At 53.7% G+C, this 18,885-nt stretch carries 15 protein-coding genes; 8 read left to right on the top strand and 7 right to left on the bottom strand.

From position 1 onward, the window contains the following. Positions 1-114 precede the first annotated feature (114 nt). The 6 genes from IFU31_RS04675 to IFU31_RS04650 all read left to right on the top strand — a co-directional run bounded on the left by IFU31_RS04675 (position 115) and on the right by IFU31_RS04650 (position 6,405). Complete coding sequence (locus IFU31_RS04675) at positions 115-1,935, top strand: copper resistance system multicopper oxidase (RefSeq protein ID WP_192102418.1); 1,821 nt, start codon at positions 115-117, stop codon at positions 1,933-1,935. 5 nt (positions 1,936-1,940) lie between these two features. Then, positions 1,941-2,927 (top strand): copper resistance protein B, encoded by a 987-nt coding sequence (locus IFU31_RS04670; RefSeq protein WP_192102417.1) that lies wholly within the window; start codon positions 1,941-1,943, stop codon positions 2,925-2,927. A gap of 61 nt (positions 2,928-2,988) precedes the next feature. Beyond that, entirely contained in the window at positions 2,989-3,369 is a 381-nt protein-coding gene (gene copC, locus IFU31_RS04665) for a copper resistance system chaperone CopC (protein ID WP_090361382.1), read from the top strand. Positions 3,370-3,372: 3 nt separating this feature from the next. Next, complete coding sequence (gene copD, locus IFU31_RS04660) at positions 3,373-4,305, top strand: copper homeostasis membrane protein CopD (RefSeq protein ID WP_192102416.1); 933 nt, start codon at positions 3,373-3,375, stop codon at positions 4,303-4,305. Between the two features lie 55 nt (positions 4,306-4,360). Continuing rightward, positions 4,361-5,047 (top strand): heavy metal response regulator transcription factor, encoded by a 687-nt coding sequence (locus IFU31_RS04655; protein ID WP_192000376.1) that lies wholly within the window; start codon positions 4,361-4,363, stop codon positions 5,045-5,047. Then, on the top strand, positions 5,044-6,405 hold the full coding sequence (locus tag IFU31_RS04650) for a heavy metal sensor histidine kinase (RefSeq protein ID WP_244657631.1): 1,362 nt from the start codon (positions 5,044-5,046) through the stop codon (positions 6,403-6,405). Before IFU31_RS04655 ends, IFU31_RS04650 begins: the two co-directional genes overlap by 4 nt. A gap of 64 nt (positions 6,406-6,469) precedes the next feature. Here the strand turns inward: IFU31_RS04650 and IFU31_RS04645 are convergent, their stop codons facing one another. Together IFU31_RS04645 and IFU31_RS04640 are read right to left on the bottom strand one after the other, a co-directional pair. Continuing rightward, positions 6,470-6,796, bottom strand: a complete 327-nt coding sequence (locus tag IFU31_RS04645) for a four-helix bundle copper-binding protein (protein ID WP_090361366.1) — start codon at positions 6,794-6,796, stop codon at positions 6,470-6,472. 252 nt (positions 6,797-7,048) lie between these two features. Then, the gene (locus IFU31_RS04640) at positions 7,049-7,510 is read right to left on the bottom strand and encodes a DUF411 domain-containing protein (RefSeq protein ID WP_090361361.1); all 462 of its coding nucleotides are present in this window, start codon (positions 7,508-7,510) and stop codon (positions 7,049-7,051) included. A gap of 290 nt (positions 7,511-7,800) precedes the next feature. Here IFU31_RS04640 and IFU31_RS04635 point away from each other — a divergent pair, with 290 nt between their 5' ends. Beyond that, on the top strand, positions 7,801-8,784 hold the full coding sequence (locus IFU31_RS04635) for a tyrosine-type recombinase/integrase (RefSeq protein ID WP_244657630.1): 984 nt from the start codon (positions 7,801-7,803) through the stop codon (positions 8,782-8,784). Between the two features lie 309 nt (positions 8,785-9,093). Here the strand turns inward: IFU31_RS04635 and IFU31_RS04630 are convergent, their stop codons facing one another. Together IFU31_RS04630 and IFU31_RS04625 are read right to left on the bottom strand one after the other, a co-directional pair. Beyond that, positions 9,094-11,589, bottom strand: coding sequence for a S8 family peptidase (locus IFU31_RS04630; RefSeq protein ID WP_192102415.1), 2,496 nt, complete (start codon positions 11,587-11,589; stop codon positions 9,094-9,096). A gap of 44 nt (positions 11,590-11,633) precedes the next feature. After that, the gene (locus IFU31_RS04625) at positions 11,634-12,656 is read right to left on the bottom strand and encodes an AAA family ATPase (RefSeq protein ID WP_192102414.1); all 1,023 of its coding nucleotides are present in this window, start codon (positions 12,654-12,656) and stop codon (positions 11,634-11,636) included. Between the two features lie 813 nt (positions 12,657-13,469). Here IFU31_RS04625 and IFU31_RS04620 point away from each other — a divergent pair. Further along, positions 13,470-15,935, top strand: a complete 2,466-nt coding sequence (locus IFU31_RS04620) for a P-loop NTPase (protein WP_192102413.1) — start codon at positions 13,470-13,472, stop codon at positions 15,933-15,935. Between the two features lie 338 nt (positions 15,936-16,273). On the opposite strand, the gene IFU31_RS04615 is transcribed toward IFU31_RS04620, so the two are convergent. The 3 genes from IFU31_RS04615 to IFU31_RS04605 all read right to left on the bottom strand — a co-directional run bounded on the left by IFU31_RS04615 (position 16,274) and on the right by IFU31_RS04605 (position 18,514). Next, positions 16,274-17,497, bottom strand: coding sequence for a tyrosine-type recombinase/integrase (locus tag IFU31_RS04615; protein ID WP_192102412.1), 1,224 nt, complete (start codon positions 17,495-17,497; stop codon positions 16,274-16,276). Positions 17,498-17,921: 424 nt separating this feature from the next. Next, positions 17,922-18,293, bottom strand: coding sequence for a type II toxin-antitoxin system VapC family toxin (locus IFU31_RS04610; RefSeq protein WP_192102411.1), 372 nt, complete (start codon positions 18,291-18,293; stop codon positions 17,922-17,924). Then, entirely contained in the window at positions 18,287-18,514 is a 228-nt protein-coding gene (locus IFU31_RS04605; RefSeq protein WP_192102410.1) for a ribbon-helix-helix protein, CopG family, read from the bottom strand. The genes IFU31_RS04610 and IFU31_RS04605 overlap by 7 nt, the downstream gene beginning before the upstream one ends. Positions 18,515-18,885 lie beyond the last annotated feature (371 nt).

Genomic DNA, 18,885 nt, shown 5'->3' with positions numbered 1-18,885 from the left:
CAAGCTTACAGAAATGTAATCGCGCCGCTTACGATGCTGTGACATCGTCCACTCCAGTTCGTTAAACCCAACACACGGCTTAGTTGCCGTCCTTGCCTACCTGGACCCGCGCGTATGGAATCAAGAACTTCTCGACGTACTTTCGTCAAGGGCCTCGCGGCTGCCGGCGCGCTAGGTGGGCTAGGCTTATGGCGTTCGCCCAGTTGGGCGGCGTCCGGCTCGCCGGCGCTCAGCGTATTGAGCGGTACGGAGTACGACCTGTCTATTGGCGAGATGCCGGTAAACATCACCGGCAAACGTCGCACAGCGATGGCGATCAACGGCGGGCTGCCGGGTCCCTTGCTGCGCTGGAAAGAGGGTGACACGGTTACGCTCCGGGTACGCAACCGACTCGACGCTGCAACCTCCATACACTGGCACGGCATTATCCTGCCGCCAAACATGGACGGCGTTCCAGGACTGAGCTTCGCAGGCATCGAGCCGGGTGGCGTGTACGTCTACCAGTTCAAGGTCCAACAGAACGGGACGTACTGGTACCACAGCCACTCCGGGTTTCAGGAGCAAGTAGGGGTGTATGGCCCCCTCGTCATCGAGGCGAAAGAGCCCGAGCCTTTCAAGTACGACCGTGAACATGTGGTGATGCTGACCGACTGGACGGATGAAGATCCCGTCTCGCTGATGCGTACCCTCAAAAAGCAGTCCGATTACTATAACTTCCACAAGCGCACAGTCGGGGACTTCGTCAACGATGTGGCTGACAAGGGCTGGGCCGCAACCGTCGCGGATCGCAAGATGTGGGCCGAGATGAAGATGAACCCCACGGACCTTGCGGACGTGAGCGGGGCCACCTACACGTACCTGCTCAATGGTCAGGCCCCCAATATGAACTGGACCGGCTTGTTCCGTCCTGGCGAAAAGCTGCGTCTTCGGTTCATCAACGGCTCGGCTATGACGTACTTCGACATCCGTATTCCAGGCCTGAAAATGACCGTGGTAGCGTCGGATGGCCAGTATGTGAACCCGGTTGAGGTCGATGAATTACGCATCGCCGTGGCCGAAACCTTCGATGTGATCGTTGAGCCCACTGCCGAGGCGTACACGGTCTTTGCTCAATCCATGGATCGCACGGGCTACGCCCGCGGCACCCTGGCCGTGCGGAAAGGCTTGGTAGCCCAGGTTCCCCCCCTTGATCCTCGTCCGCTGGTCACGATGGACGATATGGGTATGGGTGGTATGGACCATGGCAGCATGGGCAGCATGGATTCGGGTGCCGACGACGGTATGCAGACCATGAGCAGCATGGGGGGCAATTCTATGGCCGCCATGGACCACAACAAAATGTCGACCATGCAGGGTATGGACCACGGCGCTATGTCTGGCATGGACCATGGTTCGATGGGAGGCATGGTGATGCAGAGCCACCCTGCCAGCGAGAAAAACAACCCGCTGGTGGACATGCAGGCCATGAGCCCCACCGCCAAGCTGAACGATCCTGGCCTGGGCCTGCGTAATAACGGGCGCAAGGTGCTGACCTATGCCGACCTTAAAAGCACTTTTGAAGACCCTGACGGGCGCGAGCCGAGCCGGACCATTGAGCTGCACCTGACGGGGCACATGGAAAAATTTGCCTGGTCGTTTGATGGCATCAAATTCTCGGACGCTCAACCTCTGGTACTCAAATACGGCGAGCGGGTGAGAATCGTGCTGGTGAACGACACGATGATGACTCACCCGATCCATCTGCATGGTATGTGGAGTGACCTGGAGGACGAGGACGGAAACTTCAGGGTGCGCAAGCATACCATCGATATGCCGCCAGGCTCCAAGCGCAGCTACCGTGTCACCGCCGATGCTCTGGGGCGCTGGGCCTATCACTGTCACCTGCTCTACCACATGGAGATGGGTATGTTCCGCGAAGTTCGGGTAGAGGAGTGAAGCCAATGACTGTTTTGAATCGACTCCACGTTTGTTCACTGCTCGCGGTCACCGGCCTGGGAATGCTCCCAGTGGGCGTGTTTGCGGCAGAGGCCGCTATGCCGGGCATGGACCATTCTCAGATGCAAGGCATGGATCACTCCAAAATGCAGGGTATGGACCACAGCCAGATGCAGGGCATGGATCATTCCAAAATGCAGGGTATGGACCATAGCCAGATGCAGGGCATGGACTCGGACATTACGACCATGGCCCCCAGCAAGCCTGCGGCACCTACCCAAAGCCGCACGCCTATTGCGCCTATCACCGATGCCAATCGGGCAGCGGTCTACCAAAGTGCCAAAGGCCACACTGTCCATGACGAAGCGGCTAATTACTTCCTGCTCTTCGATCAACTCGAATGGCAGGACGCCGACAACGGCAGCGTCCTGAATTGGGACGTTAACGGCTGGGTGGGTGGTGACATCGATCGGCTCTGGATTCGCTCCGAGGGCGAACGTATCAACGGCAAGACCGAATCGGCCGAACTGCAAGCGCTGTGGGGCCATGCGATCAGTCCTTGGTGGGACCTGGTCGGCGGCGTCCGGCAAGACTTCAAACCAGGCTCGCCGCAAACCTGGGCTGCATTTGGCCTTCAGGGCTTGGCGTTGTACAACTTCGAAGCCGAAGCCACTGCGTTTCTAGGTGAAGGCGGCCAAACTGGGTTAAGGCTGGAAGGTGACTACGACATTTTGCTGACTAACCGGCTGATTTTGCAGCCCACGGCGGAGGTTAATTTCTACGGTCAGAGCGATCATCAGCGCGGCATCGGCTCGGGCCTGTCTGAAACCGAAGTGGGGGTGCGTTTGCGTTACGAAATCTACCGGGAGTTTGCCCCGTACATTGGCGTCACCTGGAACCGCTCCTACGGCAATACAGCCGACTTTGCCCGCGAGGAAGGCGAGGACCGTAGCGAAGCCCGCCTAGTCCTGGGTGTGCGCATGTGGTTCTGAGCCACTCTAGTCTAAATCTGATACCCCAACGAACGCCCTTTTTTGGGCTGTAAGGAGTTGCATGTTGTTGAACCGCACACGTTTCGTCACGCTCTTTGCCGCTGGGATGCTGGTCAGCGCACTGGCCCAAGCCCACCCCAAGCTGGTGTCTTCGACTCCCGCTGAAGGCAGTGAAGGCGCGGTCCCTGGCAAGATCGAGCTGCATTTTTCCGAAAACCTCGTCACCCAATTTTCCGGCGCGAAGCTGGTCATGACGGCGATGCCAGGCATGGAGCACTCACCAATGGCAGTCAAAGCAGCAGTATCGGGCGGGGGTGACCCCAAGACCATGATCATTACCCCGGCCTCACCTCTGACGGCAGGGACCTACAAGATCGATTGGCGGGCAGTGTCTTCCGATACCCACCCGATTACCGGTAGCGTGACGTTTAAGGTCAAGTAAAACATGGAAGATCCGCTCAGCATCGCAGTTCGTTTCGCGTTGTATACCGATTTGATGATGCTGTTCGGGCTGGCCCTCTTTGGCCTCTACAGCCTACGCGGCGCAGAACGCCGCTCGGGCGCCGTGTTGCCCTTCAGCCCCCTGCTAAGCGCGACCGCTTTGATCGGCCTGCTGCTTTCGGCCGCCTCCTTTGTGCTAATGGCCAAGAACATGAGCGGTGCATCCGAATGGCTGGAGGCTGTCCCTCACGTCGAGATGATGATGACGCAGACAGAGCTTGGTACCATCTGGCTCATCCGCATAGCCGCACTGGTGGGGGCTGCGGTGGCCATCGCCTTCAACCCTCGGGCGCCCATGGCAAGCCTGCTGATGGTTTCGCTGTCGGGAGGTGTGGCCCTGGCGACCTTGGCGTGGACAGGCCATGGGGCTATGGATGAAGGCTCCCCGCGCTTCTGGCACTTCTGCGCGGACATCCTTCATCTGTGGTCCTCGGGCGGCTGGTTCGGCGCGTTGGTGGCTTTTGCACTGATGCTGCGGCCTAACAAGGTCGAATCCCTACAGTCAGTCCAAGTGCTGTCGCGCACGCTCAGCGGTTTCGAAAGGGCCGGCGCGGTGATCGTGGCGATGATAGTCCTCACAGGCGTGGTGAACTATCTGTTTATCGTCGGTCCCCAGGTCAGTGGCGTGGTGAAAAGCACCTACGGGGTGTTGCTGCTGGGCAAGCTGGCACTGTTTGGCCTGATGCTCGGATTGGCCTCGGCTAACCGCTTTGTCCTGAGCCCGACGCTTGAACAGGCGGTCCACCGGGGCGAGTACACGCGAGCGGTCCGCTCGATCCGCTACAGCATGGCCCTGGAGCTGGGCGCCGCCGTCCTGGTGCTAGGCCTGATTGCCTGGCTTGGCACGCTGTCCCCTGAGATGGAAGCGGGGATGTGAGTGTGCCTGGTCCTGTTTTGCCGTCACACTGGCCCGGTGCCGTGGAGAGTCGAACATGAAACTGCTGGTCGCCGAAGACGAACCGAAAACCGGGATTTATTTGCAGCAAGGCTTGCGGGAGGCCGGCTTCAATGTGGACCGCGTGGTCACCGGCACGGATGCCGTTGAACAGGCGCTCAGTGAAGCCTATGACCTGTTGATTCTTGACGTGATGATGCCGGGCCTAGATGGCTGGGAAGTCATCAGACGCCTTCGCACCGCTGGCCAGTCCGTTCCAGTGCTGTTTCTGACCGCACGCGACGGGATAGACGACCGGGTCAAGGGCCTGGAGCTCGGTGCCGATGATTATCTGGTCAAGCCGTTTGCCTTTTCAGAACTGCTGGCACGGGTGCGAACGCTGTTACGGCGCGGCAGCAGCAGCCTGCCGGTTCAAACGAGCCTGCAAATCGGAGACCTTCATGTGGACTTGCTCAAGCGTCGGGCGACTCGGGGCGGCAAGCGAATCGACCTCACAGCCAAAGAGTTTGCACTGCTGGAACTGCTGATGCGCCGGCAGGGTGAAGTGCTGTCCAAATCGCTCATTGCCTCCCAGGTCTGGGACATGAACTTCGACAGCGACACAAATGTTATCGAGGTGGCAATACGACGGTTGAGGGCCAAGATTGACGATGACTTCGAGGCAAAACTGCTGCATACCTGCCGGGGAATGGGTTACATGCTAGACGCGCAGGACGAAGGATGAAGCCTGGCTCACTCACCCTGCGCTTGAGCCTTCTGTTTGTGGTCGCGGTCGCCGCCGTCCTCATCATTGTGGGGGTCGCCTTCAACGAGCTGAGTCGTCACCACTTCCGCGCCTTGGATGCGCAGGCGCTGGGAGAAAAGCTGGAAGCGATTACCCAGATTGCCAAGGAGTCAGGCGCGAACCCGGACCAGCTCAAGGCGCGCTGGCACACTCTTCTGAGCGCACATCCCGATCTCAGCGCTGTATTTCTGAAGATCGATGGGACGCCTTTTTTTGCAGAACCTCCCCAATCAGCGGCGCCGTCGCTCGCGCAGGCCACCCAGCGCGATGGCGTCTGGGAGTGGGAAAAAGAAGGCCGCATGTTCAGGGCCCTGATCACCTCGGTGTCTTTGCCCACTGCCAGCCCACCGCTGACCGCGTGGCTTGTCCTGGACGTCACCACGCATATGCACTTTTTTGCCATGCTTGAACGCTGGTTCTGGGGCGTTCTATTAGCCAGTACCGTGTTAAGCGCGGCCCTAGGGTGGCTGGTCGCCAAGAACGGACTGCGGCCGGTGGCCAGGGTGACCCAGACCGCCGCCTCAATGTCCGCTGGCTCGCTGAAGGAACGCATTCCCTTAGAGCCGGTACCGGATGAGTTGCGTGAGCTGATCACCGCGTTCAATTCCATGCTTGGTCGCCTGGACGATTCCTTCGTGCGCCTATCGAATTTCTCTGCTGACATTGCGCACGAGCTCCGTACACCGATCAGCAACCTGCGGACCCATACCGAGGTCATCTTGGCCAAAAAGCGTGCGCCCGAAGTGTACGAAGATAACTTGAGCTCCAACCTGGAAGAGCTCAACCGTCTTTCGGGAATCATCGACGGGATGCTGTTCTTGGCCAAGTCCGATAACGGACTAGTTGTGCCCGAGCCTGTTGAACTGAACCTGAGAACGGTCATCAGCAAGCTGTTTGGCTATTATGAATTTCTGGCCGAGGATAAGGGGATTCAGCTGCAAGCATCAGGCAACGCCTCTGTCTTTGCGGACAGCGTGATGGTCGACCGGATCGTGTCAAACCTGTTGTCCAATGCCCTGCGCTACACGCCGTCAGGGGGGGCTATCAAGGTCAGCATCCACGACCACGGAGGGCGAGTAGCGCTCTGGGTGGAAAACCCTGGTCCCGAGATAGCCCCGCAGCACTTGGACCGCATCTTTGACCGGTTCTACCAAGTGGACCCTGCGCGGCGCGAAGGCGCCGGGAATTCAGGGTTGGGGCTGGCGATCGCCCGATCCTTGATGCAAGCTCATGGCGGCACTATCTCGTGTACGTCAACTAGCTGCCGAACAGTCTTTGTCCTAACGTTTGTGCGCTAGGGCAATATCTAGATCGTCCAGCCTCGCACGGCGGCTATGCTCGGGCTCTTGGCCAAAAGCTGGCTCAGGCCGCCATCGCCTCACAGGCCTGAGCGCAGGCATGGCAAGCCTGCGCGCAATGCTGGCAGTGATCGGCTCTGTGGTTGCCGCACTCGTCGGCGCAGGCTTTGCAGGCCTTTGCGCACAGGGCACAGAATTCATTGGCCAGAGGACTTTGGCGAGCCATCAAGGTTGCCGCGAGCCTGCACATGTCTGCGCAATCCCTGTCCAGCTTTATGCAGTTCGCCATCATTTGAACATCCTGCTCTTGCAAGCAGGCTGAAGCACAGCTTTCACAAGCCATTGCACAGCGTAGGCACTCTAAAATGCAGTCATCGTAAGCACTGTTCATGAAGTAATCTCCTGGATTGACGGTCGAGTTCAGATGTTGAACTCGATACCCTTTTCTCAAGACACAATAATTCCGACTGATCCAGGCTTTGCGAGTTTCGCAAGTTTTATTACATTTCTGTAAGGTATGGCAAAGGCACCTATCATCAGCTTGTTAGCTCCACGGAGATCACTTGCTGTAAAGCAATACCGGACCAACCAATTAGCTGTCTTCCCGGTAAGCTGGCACAAGTCCGGTTGGTGTGGAGAAAAGTCATTGTGATGGGTAGTCAGCTACCACCTCCTGCTTGCCGATTTTCTTCAGCCCTATGATTTGATAAGCGCTTTTGTGCCCTGTTTCCATACCGGGTGAGCCCATTGGCATGCCGGGTGCCGCTACGCCGATCAGGTCGGTCCGGCGTTCAAGCTCAGCGATCTGCTGCACCGGGACATGTCCCTCGATGAACTTGCCGTTCACCACACCAGTGTGACACGACGTCAGTTTCTCAGGCACACCCAGCTTGGCCTTCACCAGGCTCATGTTTTCTTCCAGATGGTCATTGACCGTGAAGCCATTGTCCCGCAGGTAAGCAATCCACTTGGAGCAGCATCCGCAATTGGGATCCCGGTACACGTCGATTACGTGCGCAGGAGCGGCTTGCGTCACGGACGCGACAGCCAGCGCCATGGCTGCGACAGTGCGCCGTCCAGCGGTAGTTAGGCTTATGAGTTTCATGTGCGGCCATCCTATAAACTGAGTGATCTACAGCTTACCTTGCCTCAATGAGCTAGAAAAACGGAGTAGTCGACCCTTGAGATTTTTGACTGTATAAGCGTTTGCACTGGTACCCGACGTTAAGGCCATTGGGTATTTGTACAGGATTGATTCAGCGCACCATGCATCGGTCGCTGCTTAATCAGTGTAAGAAATACGTTATCACCAGTAAAAGACTGTTTTCAGTTAAGGTGGACGGATAGGCGTCAGAACGTGCAGGTGATGACCTGATCGCGGCGAGGGTTCGATAGATGACCACAGAAATGAAAAACGTTCAGAGCACGGCTGTTCAGGTGCGGGAAGGGGAGAGGCGGCTAACGGCGGTCGAGTTTCAACAGCTGGCAGCGGTACCGGCTGCCGTCGAATGGTTTGCCAACATCGACAACCCACGCACCCGCCGTGCCTATCAAAATGACCTGACGGATTTCTCTTCCTTTATAGGGCTGGCCAGCGCCGATGACTTTCGCCAGGTCACCCGCTCGCATGTCTTGGCCTGGCGCGCGGATCTGGAAGGGCGCGGCCTGGCCGGGGCCACGATTCGCCGCAAGCTCGCCGCCCTGGCCAGCCTGTTCGATCACCTCCTGGACAGTAACGCGGTAGCAGGTGGCAACCCGGTGCATGGGGTCAAACGGCCCAGGATCGAAACCAATGAAGGTAAGACTCCAGCCCTGGGCGATCACCAAGCCAAGGCGCTGCTCGATGCGCCGGATGAAACATCGCTGAAAGGGCTACGCGATCGAGCGATCCTGGCTGTGTTGCTGTACCACGGCTTGCGCCGAGAGGAAGCCGCGCAGTTGCAGGTCAATCATCTGGTGGAACGCCGCGGCATTCGACACCTGATGGTGCACGGCAAAGGCGGCAAGGTTCGCTACCTCCCGGTGCATCCTGTAGCAGCGGATCGGATTCATGCGTACCTGGAACGCTCGGGGCATGGGCTGGCCAACCCAAAGGCCCCGTTGTTCGTACCATTACGACACTGGGCGAAAGGCCTGGGCGTCACAGCCAATGGCATCTACACACTGGTCGAGGCGTACGCCAAAAAGGCCGGCATCCAGGTTGAGGGCCTGGGCGTCCATGGCCTGCGGGCTACTGCGGCCACTAATGCCCTGGAGCACGAAGCTGACATCGCCAAGGTGCAGGCCTGGCTGGGGCATGCCAATATCAGCACGACGAAGATCTACGACCGGCGGCAGAACCGACCGGAGGATTCGCCTACGTATAAGATAAAGTACTGATCGTAACTACAGACTGACGTCAGCTATCGGCCAATAGCAGTCATCCAGTGTCTACCCAAGCTGGAGCGACTCACATTTAAGTCAGGTCTCGGGGACCTCTAAGGCGCCGGGATGAGCGCGTCTAGCCTATCTTTTCTATGGGGCTTACCTACAACGGCTGAGTAAGCGACGACCAAGCTTTAGCGGGGCAGTCGGAATACGAGGAAGACTAGGGCGTAATGCTTATAGTGAGCAATCCAAACCGAATTAAATATCACAGTTTTTGCCCTGATAAGTGCTTTCAGGCAGAAATTGCCTAGCTTGATTGATTTATACAAGAATATTTGGCTCAACCGAAGCTGCGATTAGGTTTGAGATTTCCGTATAGAGCCTAACATCCTCACCCTCAGATGAAATGGATACTATAAGGCTATATCGAGCTTGACTGTTGTACTTTCCCAAATGGTGGCGATATCGCCACCATCCGGAAACCGGTGATATTGCAATTTTGTCCCTTGCTGCCAAGTCGATCGCTGGGCCTACCCAGACATCACTATGTACCGATCCGGCGGAAATATGTTTTGAACCAAACGTCCAGTTATTGTCACTCTCTGTTTTTGGTGGTTTTTGCTCAAGCGACTCCAGCTTATTTATCCGATGACGGAATGCCTGCTCAGTTTCTGATTTACGCTTCAAATCGAATCTAAGTCCAAATGACTGATATCTTGCGGGAATAACTTGTGCTAGCTCGCTAGGGCTCGGCTCTATGAAGTACGATAAAGTTATTTTTAACTGAACAACACGGTTTTCAAGCCGCTCAAGTTCGTCTTTTGGCCATGGAAGATCGTAGTAGTGGACTTCATTGAAATGAGGCTCGCCGCTCTCTCGTCCTCGGGAGTCTAGGTCCTTCTTAAACGGCTGAATATGGGCTTCAGATATCAACGCTAAATCGTGCTCAGCAGAAGCTAGAGCGCGTGGTAACTGCGGAACTCCATATCCAAAATGCCGAGCGAGAAGGATGCGCTCTCTCTTGCTCTTTCCTCGTAATTTTTGGAGCATGGCAGGTGTCCATTGCGCACTATGAATCATCAGCGCTCGAACCGTTTCTGGCCAGAAGTCTGGGTGCTCAGCTATGATGGCGGCAGCCATACCCGCAGCTTGGGCCGTTGCTGAGCTAGTAGCCCAAAACTCTTCGATTGGATTTCGTGCAAAGTTTCTAGCAGTTGTCAAAATCGAGAGCGCAGGTACTCCTGAATAGAATTGCTGACCATCAGGACTTAAGGCTTTGTTACCTGCTTCGAAGACAACCTCAGGTTTGATGGGGCATCGACTATGCTCCCAATCGACCGATGACCTACTATAGGGACTGTGATCTCCTGCCTCGGAGAATGTTCCCCAGCCCTCATATCCAGGCTGCCCATCCAAATCAGTTTTATTGGTGAATCCGCCTATGGCTATTGCATTCCAAGATTGAGCAGGATCTTCGATTGGATAGTCGTAAAGATCAGATACATCTGCAGGGTTTGTTGAATCCGGAATATTGCCTGCCGAAAGTATAAATAGGCGTCGTGGACCAGAATGATCTTCATCGTCAAAGTCACCAATCATTGTACCGGAACACAACTGATCGATCGCAGAGCTCCATGTTGTTGGCCGCTCTCCAGAGACATGCTCATTCGACACGGCCATACAGAATACTCGGCTCCTTGTAGGAGCCTTCGTCTCCGCTAAGCTAACCGCTGCCTGAGTAATGATTCCATAGCTTTCCGGAGCGTTACGTGCCCAGCCGGAGGGTGGCAAGAATTTTACTGACTCTAGCTTGTAGGTCAGCTCCAAATCTCTTTGGTCAGCCAACGCATAGGTCATATCACCAAACAATGCGGCTCCCGCCATGTTGGTACCATGCCCATTATGGTCATCGCTTCCCCAGTCGCTATTTATTGCTTGACAATCTTCTGGATCTAACGCTGGCTGCAGTAATGGATGTGCCGAGTTCACGCCGTTATCCAAGATACAAACTGCGGGGCGGTCATTGCTGGTAATCCGGATCCGCTCTAGTAAGTTATTACTCCAGTCTTGTTGCTCACGAGGCGCTAACCTAGTGAAGAAGTAAGGGCTGTCGGATGCTTTTCGCAGCTCTTGGATACCACAGGAATTATCCACAAGCATAGATATTTCGACAGCATTTGCAAAAATTAGCAGGACCTCGGTATCGGGGAAAACTAGTAGATTTTCGTTAATTCTAAGATTGAGCTTTTCCGCTATTCGTCTGATCAGATTGACTTGACATGATCCGCACCAGCACTCCCACCAAAGATTATTCGTACCTGCTGGGAAGGGGCGAGAATCCGTCCAGAGGCTCTGAATGGATCCGAGTGAGAAATGATTTAGGGAAGAGAACTTTGAGTCGTTCTTTGGTTTGCCTCCTAGAGTTCTCTGCTCGGCATACTCAACTAGTTTTTGATCAAAAAAGGAAACCGAGCTTTCAGGCACGTACAACGCGCCGACAGTTACTCCGTCTTCTTGCACCCTCAGAGCCGATAACCGAATGTTTTGTGTTTTCCAATTAAGATCGGGCGGGGGCGCCCCTGCTTGAATCACTACATCGAGGTAAAGAGCGGGTGGAGTTTCGCTAATCTCATTGCTGAAATATCCATTTCGCCCTGCATGAGCTTTGATGGAAAGATCAAATCTCTCACGGAGACGACTCCCATGGCCTGCCTCTCGCTCGTTCGAGGCAGAGCTCATATCCATCTGCCGTTTTTTATAAGGGCGACCGGATTTAAATTTTTCAAATCTGCAGTGCGGAAGCTCGTACGATGCCATATTGGAATTTTTCCATAAATCCAAAGCCCAAGACGTTTAAGCTATCAGCTAGGGCCTAATCCTGAAAGAGTATCTTTGAGTTCATGCCGTTGCTGAAGTGCGGCTACAATCTGCTCGACAGATGCCTGCTTAGCATCGTGGAGAATCAAGTCTTTTATGACTTCAGCCGCCGCACGGCTGATCTCAGCTTGACTGAGACCTGAAGCAACAGTGCCGATCTTGGCCCATGACATTCTTTTGGGAAGATAGGCGCTCATACACATCTCTATAACCGCTTTTATACCCTTAGCATCCGGCAGGGCGTACTCGATTACTTCATCAAATCGTCGGAAAAGCGCTTTATCAAGGAGCTCTGGATGATTCGTAGTCGCCACCACTAGGCTATCAGTGCTATTAGGTTCTTCCAAGAACTGAAGAAAGGAGTTTAAGACGCGGCGCATTTCGCCAACGTCGTTATCAGCGTTACGCCGCCCCCCAATCGCATCAAATTCATCGAAGAGGTATATCGCGCGTACTGTATTGAGATGGTCAAAAATCAAACGTAATTTGGATGCAGTTTCACCCATGTAACGGGTGATTAGCGTTTCTAGGCGGATGGTAAATAAAGGCAGCTGCAGCTCCCCGGATAAAACGGAAGCAGTCAACGTCTTGCCGGCGCCAGGAGGTCCCACCAGAAGTAGCCGCGAACTAGGAGGCATGCCATGAGCTCTCAGCTTATCCCGCTGACGCTGTTGGTGGATTAGCCTCCTCAACCGGTTACTCTTGGACTCATCCAAGATCAAATCTTGCAGCTGAGACTTTGGGTAGGCTACAGAGAGAAGGTTTTCCAGTTCGCCACGAGGTTTAGAAATCGGAATGGCAACCTGCTCATGGCTGGGCCCCTGACGCGATTTGCTCTGTCCACGTTTCCGAGCAGTATCAACCAGCGTTTTCAGCTCGGCCGCAACATCACTCCGACCGCGTCTCGCTTCAGCGGCCGCAACCTGCAAGGCGATTGAGAGGAATTGCTCCTCATCCCCCTGATTATGGCTGCTTAGCAGAGCAATGATTTGTTGGGCCGTAGCCATTTGAGCGATATCCCTGTCCTGTCTGCGGGCCACTGCGTTTGATGGCATTCTAGTCTATTCGCCTAACCAGGCCTACTTACGATCATCTGATTTCACCCTGAAATGGAGGCACCACCCATCAGTGGTCCACCCCACGGCAAATCTGATCAAGCATCGTCAGATGCCGCAGCTGCTGGGTCCCAAGCCGCTGATGGTCGCTAATGGCCATGCAATCTAAGGCACAGGCGCCACGTTCATTGCAGCTCAGGCCAACCTCCAACGCACAGTGGGTAATCGACTAATTTAACCACCTCTTTGCATTCGATTTGACCAGCCATCTGCATTGGATATGCCCAGTGCACCGGTACGCCTTGACCGGCTGGAAACGGCCCAAAGCTGCCCTTTATCGAGGGCAGGAATCGGCCAAAAGCTACCATTTTTTCAGAGGGCGGCGTTTCGCCTCAGTACGAAGACTTACGACAGCTGGGCTTTGGAAGGGGGAATGCCAAGCACCAGCCCGTCCCTCCTAGTCCCATTATCAAGTTTTTCGTCCTAGCCTGAACCTTGTCAGTGCAGAGGGCTCGTGGGCTACATCGCAAGCGCTAGGTTTGGCTCAAGTTATTCCCCACTCCTTTTCGTACATCTGATCGGTATGTAGCGAGCGTAAGCTAGAACCACGCGCTAGCTCCCAGCTTGCACCTGCGTTACTCGTATGCCTATCCTTCACACCAAATGAATGCCTCGGCGTGGAGCATGTCTCACGCTTTTTAGTGAGGCGGAACGGCTAATAAAGCGCCACTACAATAGCGCTATAATGTAAAACAGGAGCTGCAAATGGAGTTGGTTGATCAGTTCAATATTAGTGAAGAGGACGCTTTACTGATTGTTACCGCTGTTGCAAATAGCGCGATGAATTTGCTGTTGGGGGCTGGAGGAAGCATTGGAGCTTTTGGCGGAGATGGCATTGAACTCAAGGGCGGCTCGGGTTTAGCTAGTGAGTTAAACGAAAATTTTAAGTTGGGACTGGAAGATTCAGAGCAATGGAATTTACCATTAGTATATGGGGACCTTGAAAGCTCTCCTAAAAATAAGCCAATTTTAAATAGTTTTCTCAGTGGCAGGTTTGTTGGGTGTAGACCAACTTGGCAGCGCGTGCTCCACGACCTACCTTGGAAAAGGATTTGGACATTAAATATCGATGATATTCTTGACAGGTCAAAGACACGCGGGTCAATACCAAAGCTTGAATCTTTTCTTTGGTGTGAACCATATAAGCCGCGTTCTCTAGAGAAAAAAGAGCTACAAGTTGTCTACCTTCATGGAAAGGCATCTAAGTTATCAGAGCAACCCGATCATCTTATCTTTTCGCTAAAAGAATACGCTTCCCGTAATGAGAGCACGCCTGGTTGGCATGCAGAGTTTAGATCGGAATGGGTAAAAAAGCCGTTTATCGTTTGCGGGGCAAGGCTTCAAGAAGAGGTTGATTTAATAACTGTCTTTGAGTTTGGGAATCGGTCCAGAGATCGAGGCGGCTGTCCTTCTGTAATAGTTTTAAATAGCATGACCGAAGCACAAGTTGCTCGATTTGCTCGCCAGGGACTTATTCCAATTGCTGCGAACGGAAAAGATTTTTTTGATGCGTTGCTGAAGGACCTACTTGATTGGAAGGGGCGCAATCCAACTGTAAGTAAAGAGTTTAAGGCCGCTCGTGAAGAAGTCAGAGCTAAGTTCAAGCAGCTAACGCTGGATATCATTGCTCCAAGGAAAGTATTAGATTTCTACGCGTCAGCGGAAACGCAGTGGGTTCATATACTTCAAGACTTAGATGCTCCACTATCAGCGGCGCTGCATAGCGCACAGTGGCTCACAGAGACTACTACGAAACCAGCTGTTAAACTTTCATTAATTTATGGCGGATCTGTCAGCGGAAAATCAGCCGCTGCACTTCGGTCAGCGAAAGAACTAATAGACAAAGGCTATGAAGTTTGGTTCTTTAGAGGTGAAGAGCGTTTTAACGATGCTGGCATAGTTGAGTATGCAAAATCGACTAAGGTGGCGTTCATCTTCGACGATTGTGCAGATTTTTCAAGCTCATTGAAGTCATCTATAAACCTCGCAATAGAAAACAAGCATGATCTTCGCATTGTTGCTACATGTGACTCTCACAGAGTTCGCGCAGTGAGAGCTGACGTAATTGGTGCGGATCGTTTGGAATGCTCGCTAGAGCCGCTTATCAGAATAGATTTTGCCAATATTTTTTCAAAGCGAAGCAGCAAAGGCCGATTGGGGACGCGCAGCACTTTGACTGTTAGTCAAGCATGGAAGGGCTTCAAGTCAGATTATTCGGGGCAATTGCTTGAGTGGTTGGAAAGTTTAGAGAATGCTCACTCTTATCGAAATGCAATTGTTGAAATGCTTGCGAATCCAAACTCATTGCCAAATGGTTTAATCGAGCTGATAGTAGCCGCCGCAGCAGTTCATCGGTTCGGGTACTCTTTACCGTTCGACTTGGCTGATAGTTTCCTTTCAAAGGGAAAGCTAGAGGATGTTTTCGATCAAGACACAGCTATAGGACAAATCGGCTATTTAGATGATAGGGGGTTAAGGCTTCGCAGTAGTGCGTTTTCTGACTTTGTATGGGGTCAAATTGGCAGCGGTGAAAAACATAAGATTTCATTAATTATTGTGCGCGCACTTGCGCCACTGGTAGTTCCTCAGACTATAGCTCGCCGGACTTTGCCATACCTAATCATGCGCGCATTAATGGATCATGACACAATCGAAAAAGATATGGGGTCTAGTGCAGGTGCCTGGTACTCTAGCTTAGAATCCGCATGCGGTTGGAACGCAAGGTTTTGGGAACAGAGAGCACTATTGGCAAGTAATAAGAGCCAAGAAATTCTTGCATATTCTTATGCAAAAAAAGCTGTAGCACTGCTTGAACATGACCCATTTCCGCATACTACTCTTGGTAAAATCTGCGTAAGAATAGGGATAGATCGAAAAGATTCAGTTGGCGTCGAGCGCTTCTGGGAAGGAGTGAGTGAGCTTAGAATCTCCAGAGAACTTTCTACGCAAAACGGATTGGAGTGGGAGCATCCTTACATTACCTTCTTTACCTACTCGCTTCGGGCTATGAAGTCTCCTCACTTTAGCGGTGAGATGGATGCGTTATCTTTGCAATGGAAGAGTTGGATGAAGGCCGCAGAAAATGCCAAGTCGTTAATTTTTGATGATCAAGGCAAATCTTCGTTAGAAAATTTTCAACGTCAATGGATTCTGAATGCCGTAGCAGATTAAAAATAGTCTGTTAAGTCCGGTTGGTCGCAGTTAAAGGTCGAAAGCAGCCATAGATGAATGTCTGCTTTTGGCCGGAAGCGGCCCTTCGCGTTTTACAGCTTTGAATCGAGTGCAGCCGTCCACAATGCTGCCTTTGGTCCTAATAGCATCATGGCCGGATTTAACATAGCACCCGTTATTCGTAATGTCTGACACTCCTATTATAGGTAAACGACGGACCGCTTTCGGCTTAAAGGAGCCTGTCGCTAATGACTGCACTGATTCGGCCGCTTGTCGGGCAGCCCATACCTCTCGAAAGGGCTCGGATCAAGACAAAAAAAGAAAGCAGACCTCTAGGCCTATGGCCCGGAAGTCTGCGTCTTGTCTGCCTTTACCGAACATCCGTATTCCGCCCATTCCTCCATCATTGCACGACGCTTCTCAAAAAGATCGGTTCTGAAGTACGCCGCTTCCGCCTTGTCCTGCCGATTGTGCGCCAATGCCTGCTCACAGACCTCGCGAGGATAACTCGTCGCCTCCGCTGACCAGTCCCTGAACGTCGAGCGGAATCCATGGATAGTGAGGTCTCCACGGCCCAGATACCGTAGCCCCATCAGCATAGCCATATTCGAGAGATGCTTCCCTTTCTGGGTGCTGGGGAACACGTAGGGGTTGTCCTTGATCCTTATCAAGCTGCGCAACACGTCACATGCCCTCTGACTCAAGGGGATCCGGTGTTCCTTGCCAGCCTTCATGCGATGAGCTGGAATTTTCCAAACCGCATTCTTCAGGTCAATCTCATCCCACGTTGCTGCCAAGCATTCATTTGTTCGGCAAGCCGTCAAAATGGTCAGTAACATCGCTTTGTAGCTGGGCTCGTCCCTAACCTTGATGCGGCTGATGAAGCCTGGCAGTTCGCGCCATGGCAAAGCAGGATGATGTACTACCGCTTTCACCTTTGAGCGAGGTGGAAGAAGCTTGTCCAAATGCCCGCGCCAGCGGGCTGGATTTTCACCGTCTCGGAGGCACCTTGCCTTTGCTGCATCGAGCACCATCTCCATTCGGTTACGAACTCTTGACGCTGTTTCAGGCTTTGTTTGCCAGATCGGGGTAAGGATCCTCAAAATTTCCTCAGTTGTGACCTTTTCCGTTGGCGTGTCCCCAATCACCGGAAAGGCATAGGTGGTCAGCGTGTTCAGCCATTGCTGACTGTGCTTCGCATTCTTCCATCCCGCTTTATGTGCCGCTATATAGTCTTCCGCTACCGTTCTGAAGCTGATAGCACGCGCCTGCCGAGCTTCCTCGGCAAGTCGCGATGCTTTGCGTTCAGCATCCCTGCTCACCAGCGGATCGATCTCTTGGCTAAGCATTTTTCGATGTCCGGCCGCAGCTTCTCGCGCTTTCTTCAACGTGATCGTAGGAAAACTGCCTAGGCCCATTTCCCGTCGTTTACCCGCCAGTTGGTACCTCAGAACCCAGTACTTCTTCCCGGTCGGTTTGACGACCATTCTGAGACCTTCGCCATCTTCGTAGGTCCCTGAGGTCGTTAGGTTTTCGATTTGCTTCGGGTTGAGTTTACCCATGACGTTGCACTCACACTCCTACAAGCCCAGGAGAATCGTTCCCCCATTTGTTCCCACATTTTTAGATAGATGCAGTGATATCTTACCGGACGTCTTCGGACGGTATGATAGGCTCAGAGGCCCGATTTACCTAGCTTCCTCGGACGTTGTGGGACAAAACAGGATAAGTCGATGGCGGACTTCTTCACCGCCATATTCGATACGTCAAAAACCCCCGAAGCGTCTAGTGCTCCGGGGGTTTTTGGTTTCTGGGCAAGGAGTCACCCGTTGGGCTGTACACTGCTTTCAATCAAATCCAGGATCCGTTGTTTGGCAACGGTACGTCGTTGTCCGTTCATCCAACACCTCTAGGTAGCGATCATTTTCGCCTGAAAAGGTGGCCGGGGTTGGTAGAACACTGCACGGGGCCGCATTCGCAAAACGCTTACAGCTGGTACGGCACACGCACGCCCAGTTCGGTCTCGGGGAAATCCTTGGTGTTACGTGTCACCAGGACTGCGCCTGCCAGGCGCGCACTTGCCCAAATGATCGCGTCGGGCAATTTGATGCGGCGCTGCTGGCGTAGCAAGACGGCCTCATGTGCGATATCAAGCGAGACCGGTACCACTTCGAATTGCTGCCCCATCCAATGACGCAGGGTGTCGGCCTCCTTGGCATCACCTGCACCCACCAGTACCTCCATGTACGTGATCAAGCTGATCATGGGTCTGTGTGCAGCTTGGATGACCTGCTCGGCCAAGGGTCTACCAGATAGGTGGTCGATCAGAATATTGGTATCAAACAGGGACCTCACCATTCGTTGCGCAGCTCCTGTTCGTAAGCCAGGCCGTCCACGGCGCGATCCCTCCACAGCCCGAAAACGTTCGGGGCGGCGTGCTTCAGCTCCTCATTCTTGACCGCGACGAAGGCGGCCACCGCTTCCCGGATCAGGGCTGCGCGCGATGTGTCCAAGGCCGATGCCAGGTGGTTGAGGTCTTCAAGTTGCTTGGGGGTGAGGTCGGCAAGAATCCGGCTCATTGGGTAATCTCCCGTGGTTGATATCATTAGTGTATATCAGCCACGAGAGAGCGGTTGGCGCCGCTGGTCACTTCGCCGAGGGTGGTGCTACACATCCACCGGTGGGGGCCATTGATCCCGGACACTATGTTGCGTCTTCCCTCAGCAGCGCAAGACGCTAAGTCCTTATTGAATTGATGCGGTCTCCGCCATGCGTACCGTTCCTTCAGGAACCGGTCACTACCCTCCTTGCGTAAGCGCAGCACTCATGTGGCCCACGCGACAATTCGCGTGTATGGCGCTTTGTAAAATCAAAGAGATTGCCTATCAGTGACGATAAGCGCAATACGCTCATGCTGAAGGTTGCCATAGAAATCCGCTTTCATGGGTTT

The organism is Pseudomonas sp. CFBP 13602, from assembly GCF_014842725.1.
Classification (GTDB): Bacteria; Pseudomonadota; Gammaproteobacteria; order Pseudomonadales; family Pseudomonadaceae; genus Aquipseudomonas; species Aquipseudomonas baltica.
The sequence above is the reverse complement of the archived record's forward strand: the minus strand, read 5'-3'. Positions and strand labels throughout refer to the sequence as shown.